Source organism: Butyricicoccus faecihominis, from assembly GCF_014648015.1.
Classification (GTDB): Bacteria; Bacillota; Clostridia; order Oscillospirales; family Butyricicoccaceae; genus Agathobaculum; species Agathobaculum butyriciproducens.
The window spans coordinates 1-18,815 of sequence record NZ_BMQH01000013.1 but is presented as its reverse complement, the minus strand read 5'-3'; the positions used below and the strand labels follow the sequence as shown (position 1 = coordinate 18,815).

General features: G+C 52.9%; 20 protein-coding genes. 14 read left to right on the top strand and 6 right to left on the bottom strand.

The window, feature by feature from the left end; all coding sequences use genetic code 11:
- Positions 1-78: 78 nt before the first annotated feature.
- Positions 79-1,377: a sedoheptulokinase gene (locus tag IEY11_RS12180; RefSeq protein ID WP_188886679.1), complete on the bottom strand. Its 1,299-nt coding sequence runs from the start codon at positions 1,375-1,377 to the stop codon at positions 79-81.
- Positions 1,378-1,552: 175 nt separating this feature from the next.
- Between IEY11_RS12180 and IEY11_RS12175 the strand changes: the two genes are divergently transcribed.
- Positions 1,553-1,921 carry a hypothetical protein gene (locus IEY11_RS12175; protein WP_188886678.1) on the top strand — a complete coding sequence of 123 codons (369 nt, stop codon included), beginning with the start codon at positions 1,553-1,555 and terminating at the stop codon, positions 1,919-1,921.
- Between the two features lie 89 nt (positions 1,922-2,010).
- Here IEY11_RS12175 and IEY11_RS12170 read toward each other — a convergent pair whose 3' ends face one another.
- The gene (locus IEY11_RS12170; protein WP_188886677.1) at positions 2,011-3,351 is read right to left on the bottom strand and encodes a Na+/H+ antiporter family protein; all 1,341 of its coding nucleotides are present in this window, start codon (positions 3,349-3,351) and stop codon (positions 2,011-2,013) included.
- A 196-nt stretch (positions 3,352-3,547) separates the two neighbouring features.
- Positions 3,548-3,964 carry a Holliday junction resolvase RuvX gene (gene ruvX / locus IEY11_RS12165; protein ID WP_188886717.1) on the bottom strand — a complete coding sequence of 139 codons (417 nt, stop codon included), beginning with the start codon at positions 3,962-3,964 and terminating at the stop codon, positions 3,548-3,550.
- A gap of 294 nt (positions 3,965-4,258) precedes the next feature.
- Here ruvX and rpmG point away from each other — a divergent pair, with 294 nt between their 5' ends.
- From rpmG to uraA, 7 genes are all read left to right on the top strand, one after another.
- On the top strand, positions 4,259-4,408 hold the full coding sequence (rpmG, locus tag IEY11_RS12160) for a 50S ribosomal protein L33 (RefSeq protein ID WP_110435831.1): 150 nt from the start codon (positions 4,259-4,261) through the stop codon (positions 4,406-4,408).
- A gap of 18 nt (positions 4,409-4,426) precedes the next feature.
- Entirely contained in the window at positions 4,427-4,657 is a 231-nt protein-coding gene (gene secE / locus IEY11_RS12155; RefSeq protein WP_110435832.1) for a preprotein translocase subunit SecE, read from the top strand.
- A gap of 17 nt (positions 4,658-4,674) precedes the next feature.
- Positions 4,675-5,211, top strand: coding sequence for a transcription termination/antitermination protein NusG (nusG, locus tag IEY11_RS12150; protein WP_110435833.1), 537 nt, complete (start codon positions 4,675-4,677; stop codon positions 5,209-5,211).
- Positions 5,212-5,315: 104 nt separating this feature from the next.
- Positions 5,316-5,741 carry a 50S ribosomal protein L11 gene (gene rplK / locus IEY11_RS12145; RefSeq protein WP_118481005.1) on the top strand — a complete coding sequence of 142 codons (426 nt, stop codon included), beginning with the start codon at positions 5,316-5,318 and terminating at the stop codon, positions 5,739-5,741.
- 98 nt (positions 5,742-5,839) lie between these two features.
- Entirely contained in the window at positions 5,840-6,535 is a 696-nt protein-coding gene (gene rplA, locus IEY11_RS12140) for a 50S ribosomal protein L1 (RefSeq protein WP_118360867.1), read from the top strand.
- 178 nt (positions 6,536-6,713) lie between these two features.
- Positions 6,714-7,556 (top strand): patatin-like phospholipase family protein, encoded by an 843-nt coding sequence (locus IEY11_RS12135; RefSeq protein ID WP_118564566.1) that lies wholly within the window; start codon positions 6,714-6,716, stop codon positions 7,554-7,556.
- 45 nt (positions 7,557-7,601) lie between these two features.
- A complete protein-coding gene (uraA, locus tag IEY11_RS12130) occupies positions 7,602-8,864 on the top strand; it encodes a uracil permease (RefSeq protein ID WP_188886676.1) in 1,263 nt (420 codons plus the stop codon).
- Positions 8,865-8,915: 51 nt separating this feature from the next.
- Here uraA and IEY11_RS12125 read toward each other — a convergent pair whose 3' ends face one another.
- Complete coding sequence (locus tag IEY11_RS12125) at positions 8,916-9,782, bottom strand: hypothetical protein (RefSeq protein ID WP_188886675.1); 867 nt, start codon at positions 9,780-9,782, stop codon at positions 8,916-8,918.
- 119 nt (positions 9,783-9,901) lie between these two features.
- On the opposite strand from IEY11_RS12125, the gene IEY11_RS12120 reads away from it, so the two are divergent.
- Together IEY11_RS12120 and IEY11_RS12115 are read left to right on the top strand one after the other, a co-directional pair.
- Positions 9,902-10,204, top strand: coding sequence for a helix-turn-helix domain-containing protein (locus tag IEY11_RS12120; protein WP_308744334.1), 303 nt, complete (start codon positions 9,902-9,904; stop codon positions 10,202-10,204).
- Positions 10,205-10,318: 114 nt separating this feature from the next.
- The gene (locus IEY11_RS12115; protein WP_188886674.1) at positions 10,319-11,296 is read left to right on the top strand and encodes a D-2-hydroxyacid dehydrogenase; all 978 of its coding nucleotides are present in this window, start codon (positions 10,319-10,321) and stop codon (positions 11,294-11,296) included.
- A 74-nt stretch (positions 11,297-11,370) separates the two neighbouring features.
- Here the strand turns inward: IEY11_RS12115 and IEY11_RS12110 are convergent, their stop codons facing one another.
- Entirely contained in the window at positions 11,371-11,748 is a 378-nt protein-coding gene (locus IEY11_RS12110; protein WP_188886673.1) for a hypothetical protein, read from the bottom strand.
- Positions 11,749-12,159: 411 nt separating this feature from the next.
- Here IEY11_RS12110 and IEY11_RS14955 point away from each other — a divergent pair, with 411 nt between their 5' ends.
- The 4 genes from IEY11_RS14955 (at position 12,160) to IEY11_RS12090 (ending at position 18,322) form a co-directional block, all read left to right on the top strand.
- Positions 12,160-15,645: an S-layer homology domain-containing protein gene (locus IEY11_RS14955; protein ID WP_243184007.1), complete on the top strand. Its 3,486-nt coding sequence runs from the start codon at positions 12,160-12,162 to the stop codon at positions 15,643-15,645.
- Positions 15,646-15,764: 119 nt separating this feature from the next.
- Positions 15,765-16,460, top strand: a complete 696-nt coding sequence (locus IEY11_RS12100) for a DUF554 domain-containing protein (RefSeq protein ID WP_118480999.1) — start codon at positions 15,765-15,767, stop codon at positions 16,458-16,460.
- A gap of 103 nt (positions 16,461-16,563) precedes the next feature.
- Positions 16,564-16,998: a MarR family transcriptional regulator gene (locus IEY11_RS12095; RefSeq protein ID WP_188886672.1), complete on the top strand. Its 435-nt coding sequence runs from the start codon at positions 16,564-16,566 to the stop codon at positions 16,996-16,998.
- Positions 16,988-18,322, top strand: a complete 1,335-nt coding sequence (locus IEY11_RS12090; protein WP_188886671.1) for an MATE family efflux transporter — start codon at positions 16,988-16,990, stop codon at positions 18,320-18,322. The genes IEY11_RS12095 and IEY11_RS12090 overlap by 11 nt, the downstream gene beginning before the upstream one ends.
- Before the next feature lie 280 nt (positions 18,323-18,602).
- Here the strand turns inward: IEY11_RS12090 and IEY11_RS12085 are convergent.
- A partial coding sequence (locus tag IEY11_RS12085; protein ID WP_330600811.1) for a Gfo/Idh/MocA family oxidoreductase occupies positions 18,603-18,815 on the bottom strand: 213 nt, incomplete at its 5' end.

Here is an 18,815-nt window from a genome sequence, read left to right as displayed (position 1 = left end):
AGCAAATGCTATTCATGCGCACTAACGCGCGAAATTCAAAATATTGATGATACGACTTGTTCAATAATCTTGCTGCTGTCAAATCTGCTGCTCCGCAGCGAACTGTGCCGCGCCTGCGGCAGCTTCCTCACGGCCATCGGACAGCGTGAGCGGACAGCCGAAGGCAGTCTCAAAGCGCTGCTGCAGATACCGGTTCTGCCGCAGACCGTTGCCCGAGCCGATCAGCCTTTTCGGTGTACCGCCGGCCTGCCGATATGCGGTGTACATGCGGTGCAGCTCTTCGGCCATGCCGTCCATCACGCCGTAAATCAGGTGTAAAGGCGTGAAATTATGCGTTGTAAGACCGGAAATACTGCCGGTCAGGCTGCTGTCCGTGCGCGTGCCTTCAAACAGGGTGCAGACGGCAGGCACATCATCCGGACGCGGATTTTCATTTAGCAGACGCGCCATTGCGTCGTAGCAGCTGTGCACTTCCGTGCCGAGCATGGACGCGGTGGAGCGGAAAAACTGCTCGAGCAGCGCGTAAGCGCGTCCGCCGCACAGCGAAGCACCGGCCAGAAGATAGCCGCCGCCCGGCATGGGGCGGGTCTCTAAGCCGTGTGCCTGCAGATAGTGCGGCGTGAACACGGAAAACTGACTGCCGGTGCCGACATTCACGAGCATTTCGGCGGTTTTGTCGCGCACCGAGCGCAGAAAGCTGGCTTGATTGTCACCGATGGCGGCACAGACAGCCGCATTCCGGAAGTGCCCGATTACCGGTTCAGCGGCAAGCTGCGGGACAAAGTTCGAGTCGATACTGGCTTTTTGTAGAGCGTTTTGGTCGAAAGCACGGCGTTCTGCGTCGAAAAAGCCGATGCTTGCGGCATTGCTGGCATCCATGCGCGGCGCAGCCAATCCGCACAGCCGCATGGCAAGGTAGTCACCGATGGTGCAGCAGGTGACGGCGGCGGGCGGCACAAGTCCGGCGGCAAGGTTGTATGCGTGCGTTGCCAGACCGAAACCGACTGCGGCAAGGCATCCGGTCTCGCGCGTGAGATATTGCACCCAGCTTTCGGCTTTGCTGTGCGGCAGGCTGCCGCGTGCGTCCTGCCAGGTGTACAGCGGACTGACGGCATTACCGTCCGCATCCACATACAGAATGCCGTGCATTTGCCCAGTCACGCCGATGGAATGAATATCCGGATAGCGTTCAAACAGCATTTGCACGACAGATAGTGCGGTTTGCGTGATCTTTTCCACGTCCTGCTCGCGTGCGCACGCCAGCGCAGACGGAATAAAGGCACCGTTGGACCGCGTTTCGCTGGCGAGGAACTGCTCGTCCTCGAGCACAGCCGCGCTGATTGTTGTGGTGCCGATGTCAATGCCTAATGTTTTCATGCTGGGTCCCTCGGTTCGCCTGATGGTTCTGTCAGCAGTATAGCACAGCGGAGCGTGTATGAAAAGGAATTGCGCACAAATTTGTCCACAAGTTTGTGGATAATTTACCGACTTGAAAAACGAGTTGCACATGCTATAATAAAGTCGCAGAACAGAGAAAAGGGGAGCGAACAACATGGACCGAAATTTTCTCAAGCAGAGCATTCGGCGTGAGCTGGACTATTACAAGGACGGCCTGTTCAACGAGGATGAGGATGAATACTGGGAGCGTGCATGGGCGGCGCCGGACGATGACGACAGCATGGCGGAAAACGGCTTTCTCAATGTAGCGATGGCGCATCTGCAGGGCGATGAATGCGACGAAATCGTGCTGCTCGGCACGGAATACGGCTATCATGAGCCGGATTACGACAGTTATATCGACATCGGACACGCCTTTGTCAACGATATGGACACCGGCTTTCTGCAGACCGAGGGCACCGAGGATGACTGGGAACAGCTGGTTGACGATATTGCGGAAATTCTGGCTGGAAAGATGGAGTAGCTTTCCACCGAGTTATCCACATTGCTGTGGATAAAAAATAAAACGCTCGAGTAATCTCGAGCGTTTTTATCGTCATGGGAGGGGGTATTTTACAGCACCTGCGACATCAAAATCGCGCAGATCATAATCGGAATATTAAACGCGATAAACGTTGGGATACAGGTATCGCGGATATGGTCGTGCTGACCGTCAGCGTTGAGACCGGAGGTTGGGCCGAGCGTGGTATCGGATGCGGGCGAACCTGCATCGCCAAGGGCAGCGGCGGCCGAAATGAGCAGGATGGTAGCCGGAGTGGAGAACCCAAGCGAGCTGCACATCGGCACGAACAGCACAGCGAGCACGGGCACAGTGCCGAACGAGGTGCCGATGCCCATCGTCACCAGCAGGCCGATGAGCGTAATGACAATCGCAGCGACAACCTTGCTGCCGCCTACGGCGGAAATACCGGCGTTTACGAGCGCGTCAATGCCGCCGGTGGCCTTGATGACCGAGGCGTAGCCGCCTGCCACCAGCATAATGATGGCAATCTGACCCATCAGACGGATACCGCCCTCGATCTGCTCGTCAATGTCACTCCATTTGATAGCGCGGAACACGATGATGATGATCAGGCCGCACAGCGCGGAAAGCGCCAGATCCTGACTGATAACCTGCACGACTGCGACAACAATCGCGGCGGCAAGCATGACATAATGGCGGTACTCGAGTTTTTCCGAAATTACCTCGGCAGCGGAGGTGTCCGCTTCAATGTCGTGGTAGTCCCGCGGCTTGCGGTACAGGACAAATACGGCGATGAACAGACCAATCAGCATGGCAACGCCAATACTCCAGTTGGCGGCGGTAACGTCCTTGACCGTTACAGAAAGACCGTTTTCACTCAGATTATCCGCGATAACACGCTGAAAAATCAATCCGAAACCAAACGGAATGGTGATATACGGCGCTTTATGGCCGAACGCCAGCGCACACGCAACGGCACGCCGGTCAATCTGCATACGGTTCATCATGCGGAGCAGCGGCGGCACGAGAATCGGGATGTATGCGATATGCACCGGAATGAGGTTCTGTGACAGGCAGGCAACGAGTGTCAGCACACCGATGAGCGCCAGCTTGTGTCCGCCGAGCAGGCGTGACAGTTTTTTCGACAGAATATCGGCCAGACCGGTCGTGGCGATGCAGGTGGCAAACGTGCCGAGCAGGATGTACGCCAGCGCAGTCGTAGCGTTGCTGGCAAAGCCGCCGGTCAGCAGCTGCATGACGGTCTGCGTGCCCTCGGGCGCGTTCAGCAGCGGGATACCGCCGGCCACGCCGCCGATGATGCACGCGATGAGCATGGACAGCAGCACATTCAAACCGGTCAGGCACAGAACACAGAGCACCAGTACGGATATCGTGACCGGGTTTGTGAGCAGGCTGAAAAGAATAGACATGGATGGTTCTCCTTAGAAACAAAAACCGCATGCAGCGGGACTTGCACACGGTAAAGTATTGAAGTTTTTCTTATTGTAGCAGAAAAAAGCCAAATCGTCAAGAAATGTTTCTTATCGAAAGAAGTTATTGGAAAAGCAAACGGCACCTGCGGGGAACAGGTGCCGAAAGATACTATATAAATAGGTAAAACGGAAATTACTGGCGGCGCTTAAAATCCAGATAGCCCTGCAGGATAAGCGTTGCTGCAACGGCATCGACGCTCTGGCGGTGCTTTTTTTCCTTTTTGCCGCTGCGGTGCAGGATTTCGTGTGCGGCGACCGTCGTGCGGCGCTCGTCCCACAGCACAACGTGCAGTCCGGTGCGCTCCTCCAGTTCCTTCGCCAGAGTCTCGCACTTTTCGGCGCGAGGGCCAACCGTGCCGTCCATGTTCTTCGGGTGGCCGAGGACGATTTCCTCAATCTTGTTTTCCTGAATGAACGCCGCCAGCTTGTCCACCAGCTTGGCGTAATTCCACTCGTGGATCACGCTTGGCGAGCCGGCCAGAAAGCCGGAAGGATCGGAGATCGAAAGGCCGGTGCGGGCGTCTCCGTAATCAATGCCCAAAATACGCATAGTCATACTCCTGTTTCTTGGGCAGTTTTTCAAATCGGTGTTTTCTGCCCGTGTGATTACCCTGAGTATACCATAAAAAACGAAAATAATCAGCACTTTTTCAGAAAAAATGCTTGACCGCAAATCCCTCACATGCTATACTAAAAACACCTATGCAGGTTCTTTTTTTGCGCCTATTTTTCGTGTGTCTGAAAAGTTGACGTCGGAACGCTGACAGAGGGAGGCAATTAGCTTCAAGCCGTGTCACAGGGATACGGAAACGAAGCGAGATATTAAAAGGAGGTGCCGTTATCTATGCGCGTAAAGATCACGCTGGCCTGCACCGAGTGCAAGCAGAGAAACTATGACACAATGAAGAACAAGAAGAATGATCCGGATCGTCTGGAAATGAACAAGTACTGCCGTTTCTGCCGGAAGCACACGCTTCACCGCGAAACGAAGTAAGGGAAAGGAAGTAGCTTAATGGCTGAAGAAACCAAAGCGAAAAAGCCCGGTCTCTTTGCTCGTATCGGCAAGTGGTTCCGCGAATTGAAGAGCGAATGCCGTAAGATCGTCTGGCCCACCCGTGAGCAGACGACGAACAACACGCTGGTCGTTATCGCCTGCGTAGTCATCATCGGTATTTTCATCTGGGTGCTTGACATCGTATTCGGTCTTGGTGTCCAGACGCTGCTTAAACATTTCGCCGCCTAACTTAAAAGGAGGCAACAATGTCAGACGCTGCAAAATGGTACGTTGTTCATACGTACTCCGGCTACGAAAACAAGGTAGCCTCTTCGATCGAAAAAGCGGTCGAAAACCGCAAGCTGCATGACCTGATCCAAGCCGTCAACATCCCGACCGAGAAGGTCGTTGAGGTAAAGGACGGCAAAAGCCGCGAGGTAGAGCGCAAGCTGTACCCGGGCTACGTGCTCGTTAAGATGATCATGACCGATGAAACCTGGTATCTGGTTCGCAATACGCGCGGCTGCACCGGTTTTCTGGGTCAGGACAAGTCCGGCGGCTCCAAGCCGATTCCGCTGACTGAGGAAGAGATCATCGCAATGGGCGTGGAAAAGCGCGAGATCGAGGTAAACTACGCCGCAGGCGACAGTGTTCGCGTTATCGACGGCGCGCTGGCAGGCTTTATCGGCGTTGTATCGTCGGTTGAGCCGGATAAGAATAAGGTAAACGTAACCGTTTCCATGTTCGGCCGCGAAACCCCTGTCGAGCTTGAGCTCGATCAGGTTGAAACTCTCGACGAGTGACAATGAGCGGAAGATAGATTTCCGCATTTACGGCAAGTGGGAGAGTTCCGTGCCAATTAGGAACTCGCCAGCCACCACATTTTTTGAAGGAGGAACCTTTCAACATGGCACAGAAAGTAGTAGGTTATATTAAGCTCCAGATTCCCGCAGGCAAGGCAACCCCGGCTCCCCCGGTAGGTCCGGCTCTCGGCCAGCACGGTGTAAACATCATGTCTTTCACCAAGGAATTCAACGAGCGCACCAAGAACGATGCCGGCATGATCATTCCGGTTATCATTACGGTTTATGCTGACCGTTCGTTCAGCTTCGTTACCAAGACGCCTCCGGCGCCGGTTCTGATCAAGAAGGCTTGCGGCATCGAGTCCGGTTCTGCTGTACCGAACAAGACCAAGGTTGCAAAGCTGTCCAAGGCTGACTGCCAGAAGATCGCAGAGACCAAGATGCCCGACCTGAACGCTGCTTCCCTGGAAGCTGCTATGAGCATGATCGCGGGCACCGCCCGTTCGATGGGTATCACCGTCGAGGAGTAATCTCCGGTTTTTATTTGTTGTACGAAGCTGCGGCTATCTGCCGCATACAGTGGGAGGGTTATTCAAGTTCCCGCTTAACCACTTAAGGAGGATTTATTGTGCATAAAGGTAAAAAGTATGTAGACAGCGCAAAGACGATCGACCGCACCAAGCAGTACGATCCGGCTGAAGCGCTTTCCACCGTTGTTTCCACCGCGAAGGCTAAGTTCGATGAGACCATCGAGCTGCACGTAAAGCTGGGCGTTGACTCCCGTCACGCTGACCAGCAGGTTCGCGGCGCTATCGTTCTGCCCCACGGCACCGGCAAGCAGGTTCGCGTTGCTGTATTCGCTAAGGGCGCAAAGGCTGACGAGGCTCTGGCTGCAGGCGCAGACATCGTTGGTGCAGAGGACCTGATGGAGCGCATCCAGAAGGAGAACTTCTTTGAGTTCGACGTAGTTATCGCTACCCCGGACATGATGGGCGTTGTAGGCCGTCTGGGCCGCGTGCTTGGTCCTAAGGGCCTGATGCCGAACCCGAAGGCTGGTACCGTATCTATGGACGTTACCAAGGCTGTTCAGGAGTCCAAGGCTGGTAAGATCGAGTACCGTCTCGACAAGACCAACATCATCCACTGCCCGATCGGCAAGGCTTCCTTCGGCGCTGAGAAGCTGCAGGACAACTTCGACGCTCTGATGGGTGCTATCATCAAGGCTAAGCCGGCTGCTGCAAAGGGTCAGTACGTTCGTTCCTGCGTTGTTGCTTCTACCATGGGCCCCGGCATCAAGGTAAGCACCGCAAAGATGATCGGCTAATTCAATAGCATTTTACTCGGCGGTTTTCCGCTGAGCGTCAGAAAGACAGACCGATGATTTCGATTGTTGGTCTGTCTTTTTGTAAATAGCGTAGATTTTTACTGCACCAGACAGCGTGTGCCGAAAAATACGAAAACTCTCTCGATTTCAGAAAAATAGTAAGAAAGGCAGGTTAATTATGCCCGGTTTAGTCTTAGAAGGCGGAACCTTCCGCCCGGTATTCTCCTGCGGCGTGATGGACGCGCTGCTCGACAACGGCATCATGTTCGATTACGTCATCGGCGTGTCCGCCGGCATCACCTATGCGGCGTCGTATCTCTCACGGCAGCGTGAGCGCAACATTAACATACTGCGGCAGTATCGTGGCGACAAGCGCTATTTCGGCGCGCGCAACCTGCTGCACGACCACTCCATTTTCGGCACAGATTTCGTGTTCGATACTATCCCGAACCAGCTCATGCCGTTTGACTGGGACACATTTCATAAATATCAGGGAAAATATCTGGTCGGTGTCACCAATGCAAAGACAGGCAAAGCCGAATACCTCAACGGCATGCGCATGGACCGTCCATGCACGATGCTGCGAGCGACCTGCGCCATCCCGATCTACTTTCCGCCGGTGCAGATGGACGGCGAGACCTATTACGACGGCGGTCTGGCCGACCCAATCCCGATTCTGCGCAGCCTGCATGACGGCAACGAGCGCAATCTGATCGTGCTCACGCAGCCGGAAAGCTATCGCAAGACGCTGACGCGCGGCGTGGAGCTGACCGCAAAGTGGCTGAAGCGCAAATATCCGGCAATGCCCAAGGTGCTGCTTGAGCGTGCCAAGCACTACAACGAGACAGTTTGCTTCTGTCACCGCCTTGCGGAGAACAAACCGCAGGATACCGTACTCCTTCAGCCCGAAAAATCGCTGAACAGCTTTGAAAAAGACGTGAAAAAGCTGGAATGGGGATATGAAATGGGGTATAATATGACGTGTGCCCGGATGGAGCAGATCAAGAATCTGTTCCGCTGACGGGTTTTGGAAAAAGAGAAATATTTTAGGGGGAATGAAAAAACGATGCAAAGCAACAGAATCATTCAGGTAGAGGAAAAGGTGCCGCCGCGCCTGCTCGTGCCGCTGTCCATTCAGCATATGTTTGCGATGTTCGGCGCGTCCGTGCTCGTGCCGTTCATCTTCCATATGAACCCGGCGATCGTGCTGTTTATGAACGGTATCGGCACGCTGCTGTTCATCCTCATCACCAAGGGCAAGGCGCCCGCATACCTCGGCTCGTCGTTCGCATTTATCGCTCCGGCGACCATCGTTATCCAGAACTGGGGCTATCAGTACGCGCTCGGCGGCTTTGTTGTCGTAGGTGCGTGCGGCTGTGTGCTCGCGTTCATTATCTATAAGTGCGGCACGGACTGGATCAACGTCGTTTTGCCGCCTGCTGCCATGGGGCCAGTTGTTGCCCTGATCGGCTTGGAGCTGGCAGGCTCTGCGGCTTCTACCGGCTGCATTGTCGGTGACAGCGTCACCACCGGAACGGTTGTCACCTTCCTTGTAACGCTGGCCGTTGCGGTATTCGGCAGCGTGCTGTTCCGCGGCTTCTTCTCGACTATCCCGATTCTGATCGCCATTATCTGCGGCTATATTGCGGGTGTGTTCACCGGTGTTATCAAAACCCAGACCATCATGGATGCGCTGCACACCAGCTTTATCTCCATTCCGAATTTCCAGACCCCGAAGTTTGACATCAACGCGATCCTGATCATTCTTCCGGTCATTCTGGTTATCGCGAACGAGCATATCGGCCATCAGCTCGTCACCGGCAAGGTCATCGGCCGCGACCTGCTGAAAGATCCCGGTCTGCACCGTTCGCTGTTTGCGGATAACTTCTCGACCATGATCTCCGGCTTTATCGGCTCGGTGCCGACCACCACCTACGGCGAGAACATCGGCGTTATGGCCATTACCAAGGTGTACTCCGTGCGCGTGATCGGCGGCGCGGCTGTGCTGAGTATCATCTGTTCGTTCGTTGGCCCGCTGGCAGCCCTGATCCAGACCATTCCGGGCCCGGTCATCGGCGGCATTTCGTTCCTGCTGTACGGCATGATCGGCACCTCCGGTCTGCGTATCCTGGTTGACAACCATGTGGATTACAGCAAGAACCGCAATATGATCCTGACCTCGGTTATCTTTGTTACCGGCCTGTCCGGCGTTACGCTGGCGCTGGGCGATGTATCGCTCTCCGGCATGACACTCGCCGCTATCGTCGGCATGATCATGAGCCTTGTGTTCTATGCGTTCGATAAGTTCCATCTGTCGAATGATGCGTAAGTGAATATGGAAAAAGCGTCTGCGTGAGCAGACGCTTTTTTATTATGACAATCATGAAACAGGTGCGGAATTGGACGAATCAGCTTGTGCAATCGCTTCCAGATGGAGCAGGGTTTGATTTAACATATTCAGCTGCGCCGGTCCGATCGACGTCAGAGCGAATGGAAGCGATGGAATAGCGGAGGAACGCTTCTGAATTTTGATATCGGTATCGCAGCCTGCATAGGAAATGCTGAATTTAGTCTCGGTTTCAAAGATATTTCCTAATATACTGGAGGTCTGAAGGCTTTTCCATAGTTCAGATACCGCGGTATGATTAGAAAAGTCTAATTCTATATATGGATGATAGGGATTCTTGCTTTGAATAACGATTGCTAATTTGTCATAGACCGTTTGCCCGGCGGCATGCTGTTCGGCGGCATCTTGAGAAATGCCGCCTTTCGTTTTCATTTGCGTATAGGCGTGCTTTGAAGTAATAAGCTGTGCCTGGAGAATATCGGAGTAGGGAAGAGAGAAACACTCAAATGCTTCTAACGGATGGGCGTTTGTGCATTGAAGGGCATGTAATTCCGGCAAATCCTTTGTTTTATAATAGAGTAATTGCTGATTGGCACTGTCCAGAATAATACCTTGCGAACCGGAAAAATTGATACGGCATCGATCAATAACAGCATGGGAGGGGCATGTAATTTCTACGCTCCAGTCACATTTGCTGCCCTGTGTCTGCAAATGTTGGTATAAGGCGGTATAAGCTGCTTCTAACCATTTAGGTAAGTCTCGATTAAACAGATGTACAACATCCTGTCGTGCCTCGTCATGAAGCCACTTGTTGGATAGTATGGAACGAAGGGCAGCATAGATTCCCCGGAGTATGAGAGCTATGATCAGACATACTAAGAGCGTTAGTAAGATTACCATGTACAGTCCTCCTATTATCTTCTTTAGTATAGCTGGAAGAAATATGTATGTCAATTATAAATATCATAATGATATCGTAATATCATCGTGATTAGCATACCCTATAATAAGGTGATAGCATGCTGATTATAGGGGAACGAATTAAAATGCTGCGGGAGAGCCACAACATCTCCCAGGCCGCGCTGGCAAAGCGGCTGGGCATCACACGGTCGAGCGTAAATGCGTGGGAATTAGGCCTGAATGTACCGAGTACACAGTATATTATCGAATTATCCGAGATTTTCAAGGTTTCGACGGACTATCTGCTGTGTGTTGCAAAAACGCAGACGCTGGATTTAACAGGTCTGGACGAGGAGGATATCGCCGTTCTGTATGCGCTGTCGACCCATCTGCGTAGAAAGAACCGGGAAATGAAATTATAAAAATAATTTGAAAGGTGTCTGCTCATGCAGATGCTTTTTATTATCCCATTGTTGAAAACCGGAAATCCTTACTATATAATTGTAAATATCCTGACAGATAACGGAGAAAACACAATGCAGAACGAAAAAACATCCGTTTTGGTGCTCGCGCAGTGCGATTTGACCATGCGCGAGACGTTAAATACCCGATTCGGCACGCAGTGCGCGTTCACGTTCGCGGAGAACGGCGAACACCCGACCGCAGAGCAGCTTCGCGCGGCTGCGGTTATTTTCGGCGAACCGAGTGAAGTCCAGCTGGCGCAGACCGAAAACCTGCGTCTGCTGCAGCTGACCTGGGCGGGCGCGGACAAGTACACGCGCATGGAAAACCTGCCGCGGAGCGCGGTGCTGGCGAATGCGTCCGGTGCGTTCGGCACGATCATCGCGGAGTACGCGATTGGCAGTCTGGTGGCGCTGTACCGCTCGTTTGGACGGTACTGGAGCAATAAACAGGCGCATATCTGGCAAAAATACGACCATGCGGAGACGATTTCCGGCAAGACCGCACTTGTACTCGGCATGGGCGACATCGGTGCGAATGTGGCCCGCCGATTGAAAGTCTTTGGCGCAGCTGTGCTTGGCGTGAAGCGCACAGCGGTTTCGGCTGTACCGGCAGACTTCGACGAAGCGCATACACTCGATGCGTTAGACGCTCTGCTCCCGCGGGCGGACATCGTCATTGGCTGCCTTCCGAACACGCGCGAGACCGCGGGTCTGCTGACGGCCGAGCGCCTGCACGCGATGAAAGCAGGCACGGTGCTGATCAATGTCGGACGCGGCAGTCTGGCGGGGACGGACGATCTGGTGTCGGCTCTGCAGGACGGCCACCTCGGCGGCGCCGCACTCGATGTGTTCGAGACTGAACCGCTTCCGGCGGACTGTCCGCTGTGGGACATGGAGAACGTGCTGCTCACGCCGCATATCGCAGGCCCGAGCTTCGGCGGCAGCGCGGACGTGCAGAACACGATCTGGCATATCTGCATGGACAATCTGGAGCGGTATTTGACCGGAAACCCGCTGAAAAATGTTGTAAACCGGTCAGAGGGATACTGATACGCGTTTCCCGCAGGTATAGCAACAAAGAGAAAACGAGCCGAAAGCCATGCTGTCGGCTCGTTTTTTGGTGCTCAGCAGTTTTTGAAAAACCAGATGATAAAGTTGATAACCTCTATGCCGAGGAAAATCAGGGCAACCACGCAGATGATAGCCGTTGCCGCCATAAACTGGATGGACGGTTCGCCCAGGCTTTCAATAATCACGCAGGTCAGCGCAATAAACAAGCTGATCATGCACGCCGTATGCAGCGGATGCTGCAGGATCCACTTGCTGATCTGACCGGATTCGTCGGATTTCGGTGCAGGCTCGGTTGTTTTCTGCTCTGCGGAGACAGGCCGGCGGCCGCCGGACGCATTCGGTGCATTGCGCGCCGCTTCCTGCATGCCCTGCCGGTAGTGCACATAGCCGTCAAGCCCCTTGCCGTAGAAGCCGTAATCGTCGTTTTTCATATGCCATGCCTCCCTTTCATGCTTTGAGTATCGCATATCGGGTGTCCGATAAAACGGACTCAGAAGCGGTTGAACACAAATTTTCCAAATTACTGCTTTTACCATAGCATAACCGGGCGCAAAACACAAGCGGTGAAAATATGTATAAATGCTGGCAATTCCAATTGTGCAAAAGTAATGAAAAAGTTATAAATACACAAAACCGACACCAAATCGACAAAATTTTGTGATAAATATCATTGCAAAAAATGTAAAACAGTGGTATGATGTAGGCAAATAAAGTGGCACAAGGGTACCCTTGTGTCTGAGGTACTCGCCCTCAGACACAAAACCTTCCTAAGTACAAATTTTGCGAAGGAAAGGCGAAACGGCACCGCTTTTGCCGGAAAAATAATTTTGAGGAGGATAAACATGAAAAGAAGATTGTTATCGGCTTTTCTCGCTGTGATGATGGTGCTGACCATGGCGCCGGTGGCATTTGCGGCGGGTGATACCGCAGCAACATCGGAATCTGTTGCCGAGATTAGCGGAACTGGTTATGCGACGTTACAGGCGGCGGTTGATGCGGCAGTAAGCGGTAGCGATATCATTACGCTGAATGCAGATGTTATCGAGGACATTACTATTCCGCAGGATAAGATTGTAACGCTTGATTTGAATGGTCATAAGATCACCAATAGTACGAATCATACCATTACCAATAAGGGCATGCTTGCAATCAATGGCACAGGCACGATCGATAATGTAACGCACAAGAAGGCTGCTGTGTACAATGTGGCAGGTGCGGTCTGCAATCTGAATGGCAACATCTTATACTGCCGCAGCGCAGAGGCATCTACCAGTGCAGGTGACAGTGGTAATAACTCGTACTATGTTATTGATAACTATGGTACGATGAATATTTATAAAGGCACGTTTAAGTTTTCGGATACCAATGTTGGTGCATTTTCCAGCTTGATCCATAATGGCTGGTATAATGGCAGTGAGAATACTTCTGGTAAAAATGCAGTTATGACCATTTGGGATGGCGATTTTACACAGGGCACTGGCGGTAAGATCACCGTCAAGAATGATGATTATGGCGAGCTGGAGATCGACGGCGGTGTATTTACGCAGCCGATGGACAACTACTATTGCGTATTCAATTATAATATGGCTACCATCAGCGGTGGTACAATCAACGGTCATGTTGGCAATGAATATATTAACGATACATCCGATAAGGGCTATCTGGATATCAAGGGCAATGCAAAAATCACCGGTGACATTGATAATACAACTGGAAGTGATAAAGCAACCACCGAAGACAAGAATCTGATTAAGATTTCCGGTGATGTGCGAATCAGTGGTGCGTTGAGTAGCAATAATCAGAATAATATTTCTGTAACCGGCGGTACATTCTCCTCTGACGTTTCTGCGTATTGTGACGCAAATTATGCTACCGCGAAGAATGCGGACAATACCTACACGGTTAAGCCGCTGAAGGACGTTGCAGTAGCTAAGATTGACGATACCTATTATAAGACGCTGGCAGACGCTGTTGCGGCAGCACAGGACGGCGCAACCATTACGCTGTTGAAAGACACGATTGGCAGTGGTATCGGCACATATGAGAATCCTGGAAAGGATTTGCAGGGCAACGATCAGATTGCGGCGAAAGGCTTTACTATCGACTTTAATCAGCACACCTATTCTGTTGATAAACCGGCTGTTGGTTCTAAAGGCTATGAAACGCAGGGCTTCCATCTCGAATGGAAGGGTGCTGTTGAAACTACCCCGGATATCACGCTGAAAAACGGCACGCTTAATGTTGCTCAGGAGCATGATCCTAACTTAAAGCTTCTGGTTCAGAACTATTGCAATCTGACACTGGATAACATGACGGTTGATGGCACGAATCTGACAAAGGGTTGGGGATCGTACACTTATGTTACAAGCAACTGCAATGGTACAGTAACGATTAAGGATAGTGTTATTATTTCTGAAAATCCGAATGCTGACGTAGCATTCGATGTTGACGGTGCAAAACCAATTACCAGTGGATTCTATGGACCGGTAAAGCTCACCATTGAGGGTAACAGCAAAATCAGTGGTAAGTTTGAAGTCTCTAATAAGGACGGAAATTCTCTGACGATCACCGGCGGCTACTTCACCACCAACCCGACCGACTACGTTGCAAGCGGCTACGTTGCCGGAACCAGTGATGTATCCGGTTACAGCTACAAGGTAGTTGCAAAGACCAACACCGGCAATGTTGAGGTCAAGCCTGCTGTTGCCAAGCCGGAAGTTAAGGTAGACAAGATTCCGCAGGCAGATAAGGAAAAGGTTGCAGCAGCAGCTAAGACAGTTTCCGCACCGACCCTTGGCGCGGCTGCGGGTGATATCGTCAAGGATATCGACGAAGCCAAGGCAACCGATCTGGTTAACAGTGCAACCGAGGTAACCGGCGACAAGAAGCTGTACGTTCAGTCCTCCTTGAAGGTTGAGCCGACCGCGTATGATGCGGCAAACAAAACGCTGGCGCTGGAGATCACTCCGCAGTACCGTATTGTAGCTTCTACTGCTGCTTCGGCTGATGACATTGAACTGGGCGTCAATGGTAAAAATGCAGAGGTCGTTCAGGACTATAAGCCGATGAACATCACCAAGGCAACTGTGGTAACTATGGAGTTGCCGACTGGCTTTGCAGTTGCTGACGGCGATAAGCTGAGCATTCAGCACACCAAGAATGGCACGGTTGAGTATTACACCGGCACTGTGACTGAGCAGAGCGGCAAGCATTTGCTGACTTTCACCACTAACGGCTTCAGCCCGTTCGTTATTTCTGTTCCGGCGGCGTCTATCGGTGAAAATGTATACCCGACTCTGCAGGCGGCTGTTGACAGCGTAAAGTCCGGCAAGACGATCAAGTTGGAGCAGAATGTTGCAGTAAACACCAAGGCAACGGTTGCAAAGACCATCAAATTTGAGGTTGCTACCAACGAAAAGACCTTTGCGAAGGAGAACATTGTAGCAGGTGCAAACACTACGGTTAAGGTAACCGGCGATGCAAGTCCGTACACCTACGAGTTCACCTACACCAAGCCGTCCTCCGGCGGCTCCTCCGGCGGCAGCTCCTCCGGCAAGACGACCTACAAGGTAACCACCTCGGCGGTCAACAACGGCGGCGTAAACGCTTCTCCGTCCTCCGCAGAAAAGGGCGCGACCATCACCATTACCCTGTCCCCGGACAAGGGCTACAAGCTGGACAAGCTGACCGTTACCGACGGCTCCGGCAAGACGGTCTCCACCGTTAAGAAGAGCGACACGGTTTACACCTTCACCATGCCTGCTTCCGCAGTGAAGGTTGGCGTAAGCTATGTTAAGGCCACCGAAACCCCGTCCGAGACCAAGTTTAACGACGTTTCCGCGAACGACTGGTTCGCTTCCGCGGTTGATTATGTAACCGGCAAGGGCATGATGAACGGCACCGCAGCGAATACCTTCTCTCCGAAGGCTAATACCACCCGCGGCATGCTGATGACGGTTCTGGCACGCCATGCCGGCGAGGACACCACCGGCGGCTCTGTCTGGTACGAAAAGGGCATGAACTGGGCTAAGGCGAACGGCGTATCCGACGGCACCAACCCGCAGGTGAACATCACCCGCGAGCAGCTGGCAGCTATGCTGTACCGTTACGCACAGAACAAGAAGTATGACGTTTCCGGCGCGAAGAGCCTCGACGGCTATACGGACGCGCAGAGCGTAAGCAGCTATGCTGTTCCGGCGCTCCAGTGGGCGAATGCGGCTGGCGTTGTTACCGGCAAGTCCGGCAGCAAGCTGGACCCGAAGGGCTACGCGACCCGCGCGGAAGTAGCGGCAATGCTCATGCGTTTCTGCGAAAACGTGGAAAAGTAAGCGAAAATGCAACAAAAACCGCACAGCTTCGGCTGTGCGGTTTTTTTGCTTGCCAAAGACGCTTTTCTACGGTAAAATAAAAAATGGAGGAGAAGGGGAAAGAGAAAGAAGGAAATCCTATGCCAATCGGAGTAATTGTCAACTGTATCTCGGTGCTGGCCGGCGGCGTGATCGGTTCCGCATTGGGACACGTCCTGCCGAACAGCCTGAAAGAGCACCTGCCGACGCTGTTCGGCATGTGTTCGATCGCTATCGGTATCAATTCCATCATCAAGGCGGTCAGCATGACAGCGGTCGTGCTGGCGATTCTGGTGGGGTTTACCATCGGGCACCTGCTGCACCTTGAGGATTGGACAAGCCGGTTTTTTCATCGACTGGTCAAAACCATGCACCTCGGCGGGGATAATATTGATATGGAGTTCTACATCACGGCGGTTGCGCTGTTCTGCTGCTCGGGCTTCGGCTGGTACAGCACGCTGACTGAGGGCATCGCGGGCGATCCGAATCTGCTGTTTGCAAAGTCCGTGCTGGACTTGTTCACTGCGATGATCTTCGCGTCCACGCTCGGCAAGGCCATCTGCGCTATCCCGCTGCCGCAGTGCGTGATTCTCCTGTGCGTGTTTATCGCAGGGCGACTGCTGTCCGGTGTGCTCACACCGGAAATGTTCGCGGATTTGTCCGCGTGCGGCGGCGTGCTGACTATGTCGGCCGGTTTTCGTGTCTCCAAGATCAAATCCGTGCTGCTGGTCGATCTCATGCCCGCGCTGATACTCGTCATGCCGTTCAGCGCACTCTGGACCATGCTGATGGGATAAATTTGAAGCAGACTCTTTTACGGGTCTGCTTTTCTTTTACTTGACAATAGTCCTAAATCATACTATAATGGCGTGGTACGATTTAGGACTATTGGGGTGGATTATGGATTTTCGCAGACAAATGAACGACTTGTGCGCATGTATTTTTCGACAGGATGAGCTGTACGATATCTGGGCGAAGCACAGCGGCATGAAACCCAGTACAGTAACGGTGCTGTATATGTTAGATCAGTTTTCGGAGATGACACAAGGAGGAATCGCGCAGATGTGCCTGCTGCCCAAGCAGACAATTCATACGGTGGTGCAGGAGTTGGAGCAGGCCGGTTATCTGGAAAAGGTGAGCGTATCCGGCCGCAAGGAAAAGCCGCTGTGCCTGACCGAATCCGGCAAACGCTACACAGCGGATAAGCTGGGCGGTCTGTATCGCGCAGAGGAACGCGCCGCCGCTGCCATGGGCGCTGAGCAGTTCGCCATGATGGTGGAAATGACCCGAAAATTTACCGATTCTTTTGAAAAGGAGATTCGCAATGGGGCATAATAACGCACTTGCGCGCAAATTCAACGCCGCATCGCTGCTCCGATTCGCACTGCCGAACATTGCAATGATGATGCTGCTCTCGATGTACACCATCGTGGACGGTATGTTTATTTCGCGGTTTGCCGGAACAACCGCGCTTTCCGCAATCAATATGTCGTTTCCGCTCAACTGCCTGCAGATGGCTACCGGCATTATGCTCGGCACGGGCGGCAGCGCTATTATCGCCCGCCGGCAGGGGGAGGGACGCACAGACGAGGCGCGCCGCAACTTCACCATGCTGATTGCGGTTGCGTTGGGCATCGGCCTGATTTTCGCCGTGTTTGGCAATCTGTTTCTGAACCCTATCCTGCGTCTGCTCGGTACGAGCGAGCTGCAGTGGGCAGACTGCCGTATTTACACACGCATTCAGCTGGTGTTTGCACCCATGCTGTTTCTGCAGACTGCCTTCCAGATATTGTTCGTCACCGCAGGCAAGCCGGGCTTGGGTCTGCTGACCTCGGTGGGCGGCGGCATCACAAATGTGGTGCTTGACTGGCTGTTCATGGGCCCGATGAACATGGGCGTTGCCGGTGCGGCGATTGCCACCTGCCTCGGCTACTGCGTGCCGTCCATCGTTGGTCTGGTGTATTTCACCAAAAACCGCGCCGGAAGTTTGTACTTTGTGCCCTTCAAATTTGACGGCGCAACACTGGCCGCTGCGTGCGGCAACGGCTCATCTGAGATGGTCAGCAACATTGCGAACGCCATCACCACGTTCGTGTTCAATACGCTGTTCATGCGCTACCGCGGCGAGGACGGTGTAGCCGCCATCACGATTGCAATGTACTTCCAGTTCGTGTTTACGGCGGTGTATTTCGGCTTCTCAATGGGCGTTGCACCGGTTATCAGCTACAAATTCGGCGAGAAAAATATCCCGCAGCTGAGGCATATCTTCCGCATCTGCATGACGTTCGTGCTGGCGTGCTCGCTCGGCACATATGTGCTCTCGTGGCTGACGCTCGAGCCGGCGCTGACTCTGTTTACGCCGCGCGGCAGCAGTGTGTACGAGATTGCCATGCACGGCTTTCCGATTTATGCGGTCAGCTTCCTGCTCATGGGCACGAGTATTTTCGCGTCCTCGCTGTTTACCGCGCTCTCGGATGGTCTCGTGTCTGCGATCATCTCGTTTTCGCGCACGCTTGTGTTTCTCGTGGCGATGCTGCTGCTCCTGCCGCTGATTTTGCAGGAAACCGGCATCTGGCTGGCTGTTCCGGTAGCAGAGGCGCTCGGCGTGATGGTTTCGGTGTTTTTTCTCGTCAAGGGACGGAAAAAGTATCAGTATTAAGGGAAAGAGTGCTGTTGAGGGAACAGCACTCTTTTGTTATATATAGATGAGATATAACGAATTGTATATAGGATGAAGGTGGAGAGTAAAGGAAAAGCGAAAGGGCCTGCCGCCTGTAATTCACAGGCAGCAAGCCCTTTCGGTCGCTTGAACAATTTTTGTCTGACTTTTAGGGGTCACTTCAAAAAATGCCTTGCTGTTGTATTTGAGGGAATGAAAAGCATTTGGAGCTGCTTTTCTAATTTAGAATAGAGAGAGGAGAAAGAATTTCTAAGAAGAATTACTCGCCGACCTTGACGAACACGCCGCCAGCCTGGCAGGACTCGGTAGCAGCCTTAGCCATCAGAACCGGACGCAGGCCGTCAACAGCGCCGACAGCAACCGGCTTGTCGTTGTTGATTGCATCAACGAAGGAGATAACCTGGTTGATGAATGCCTGGTTGTAACGCTCGAGGAAGAACCACAGCGGCTTCTCGGAGTGAGCGCCGTCCTT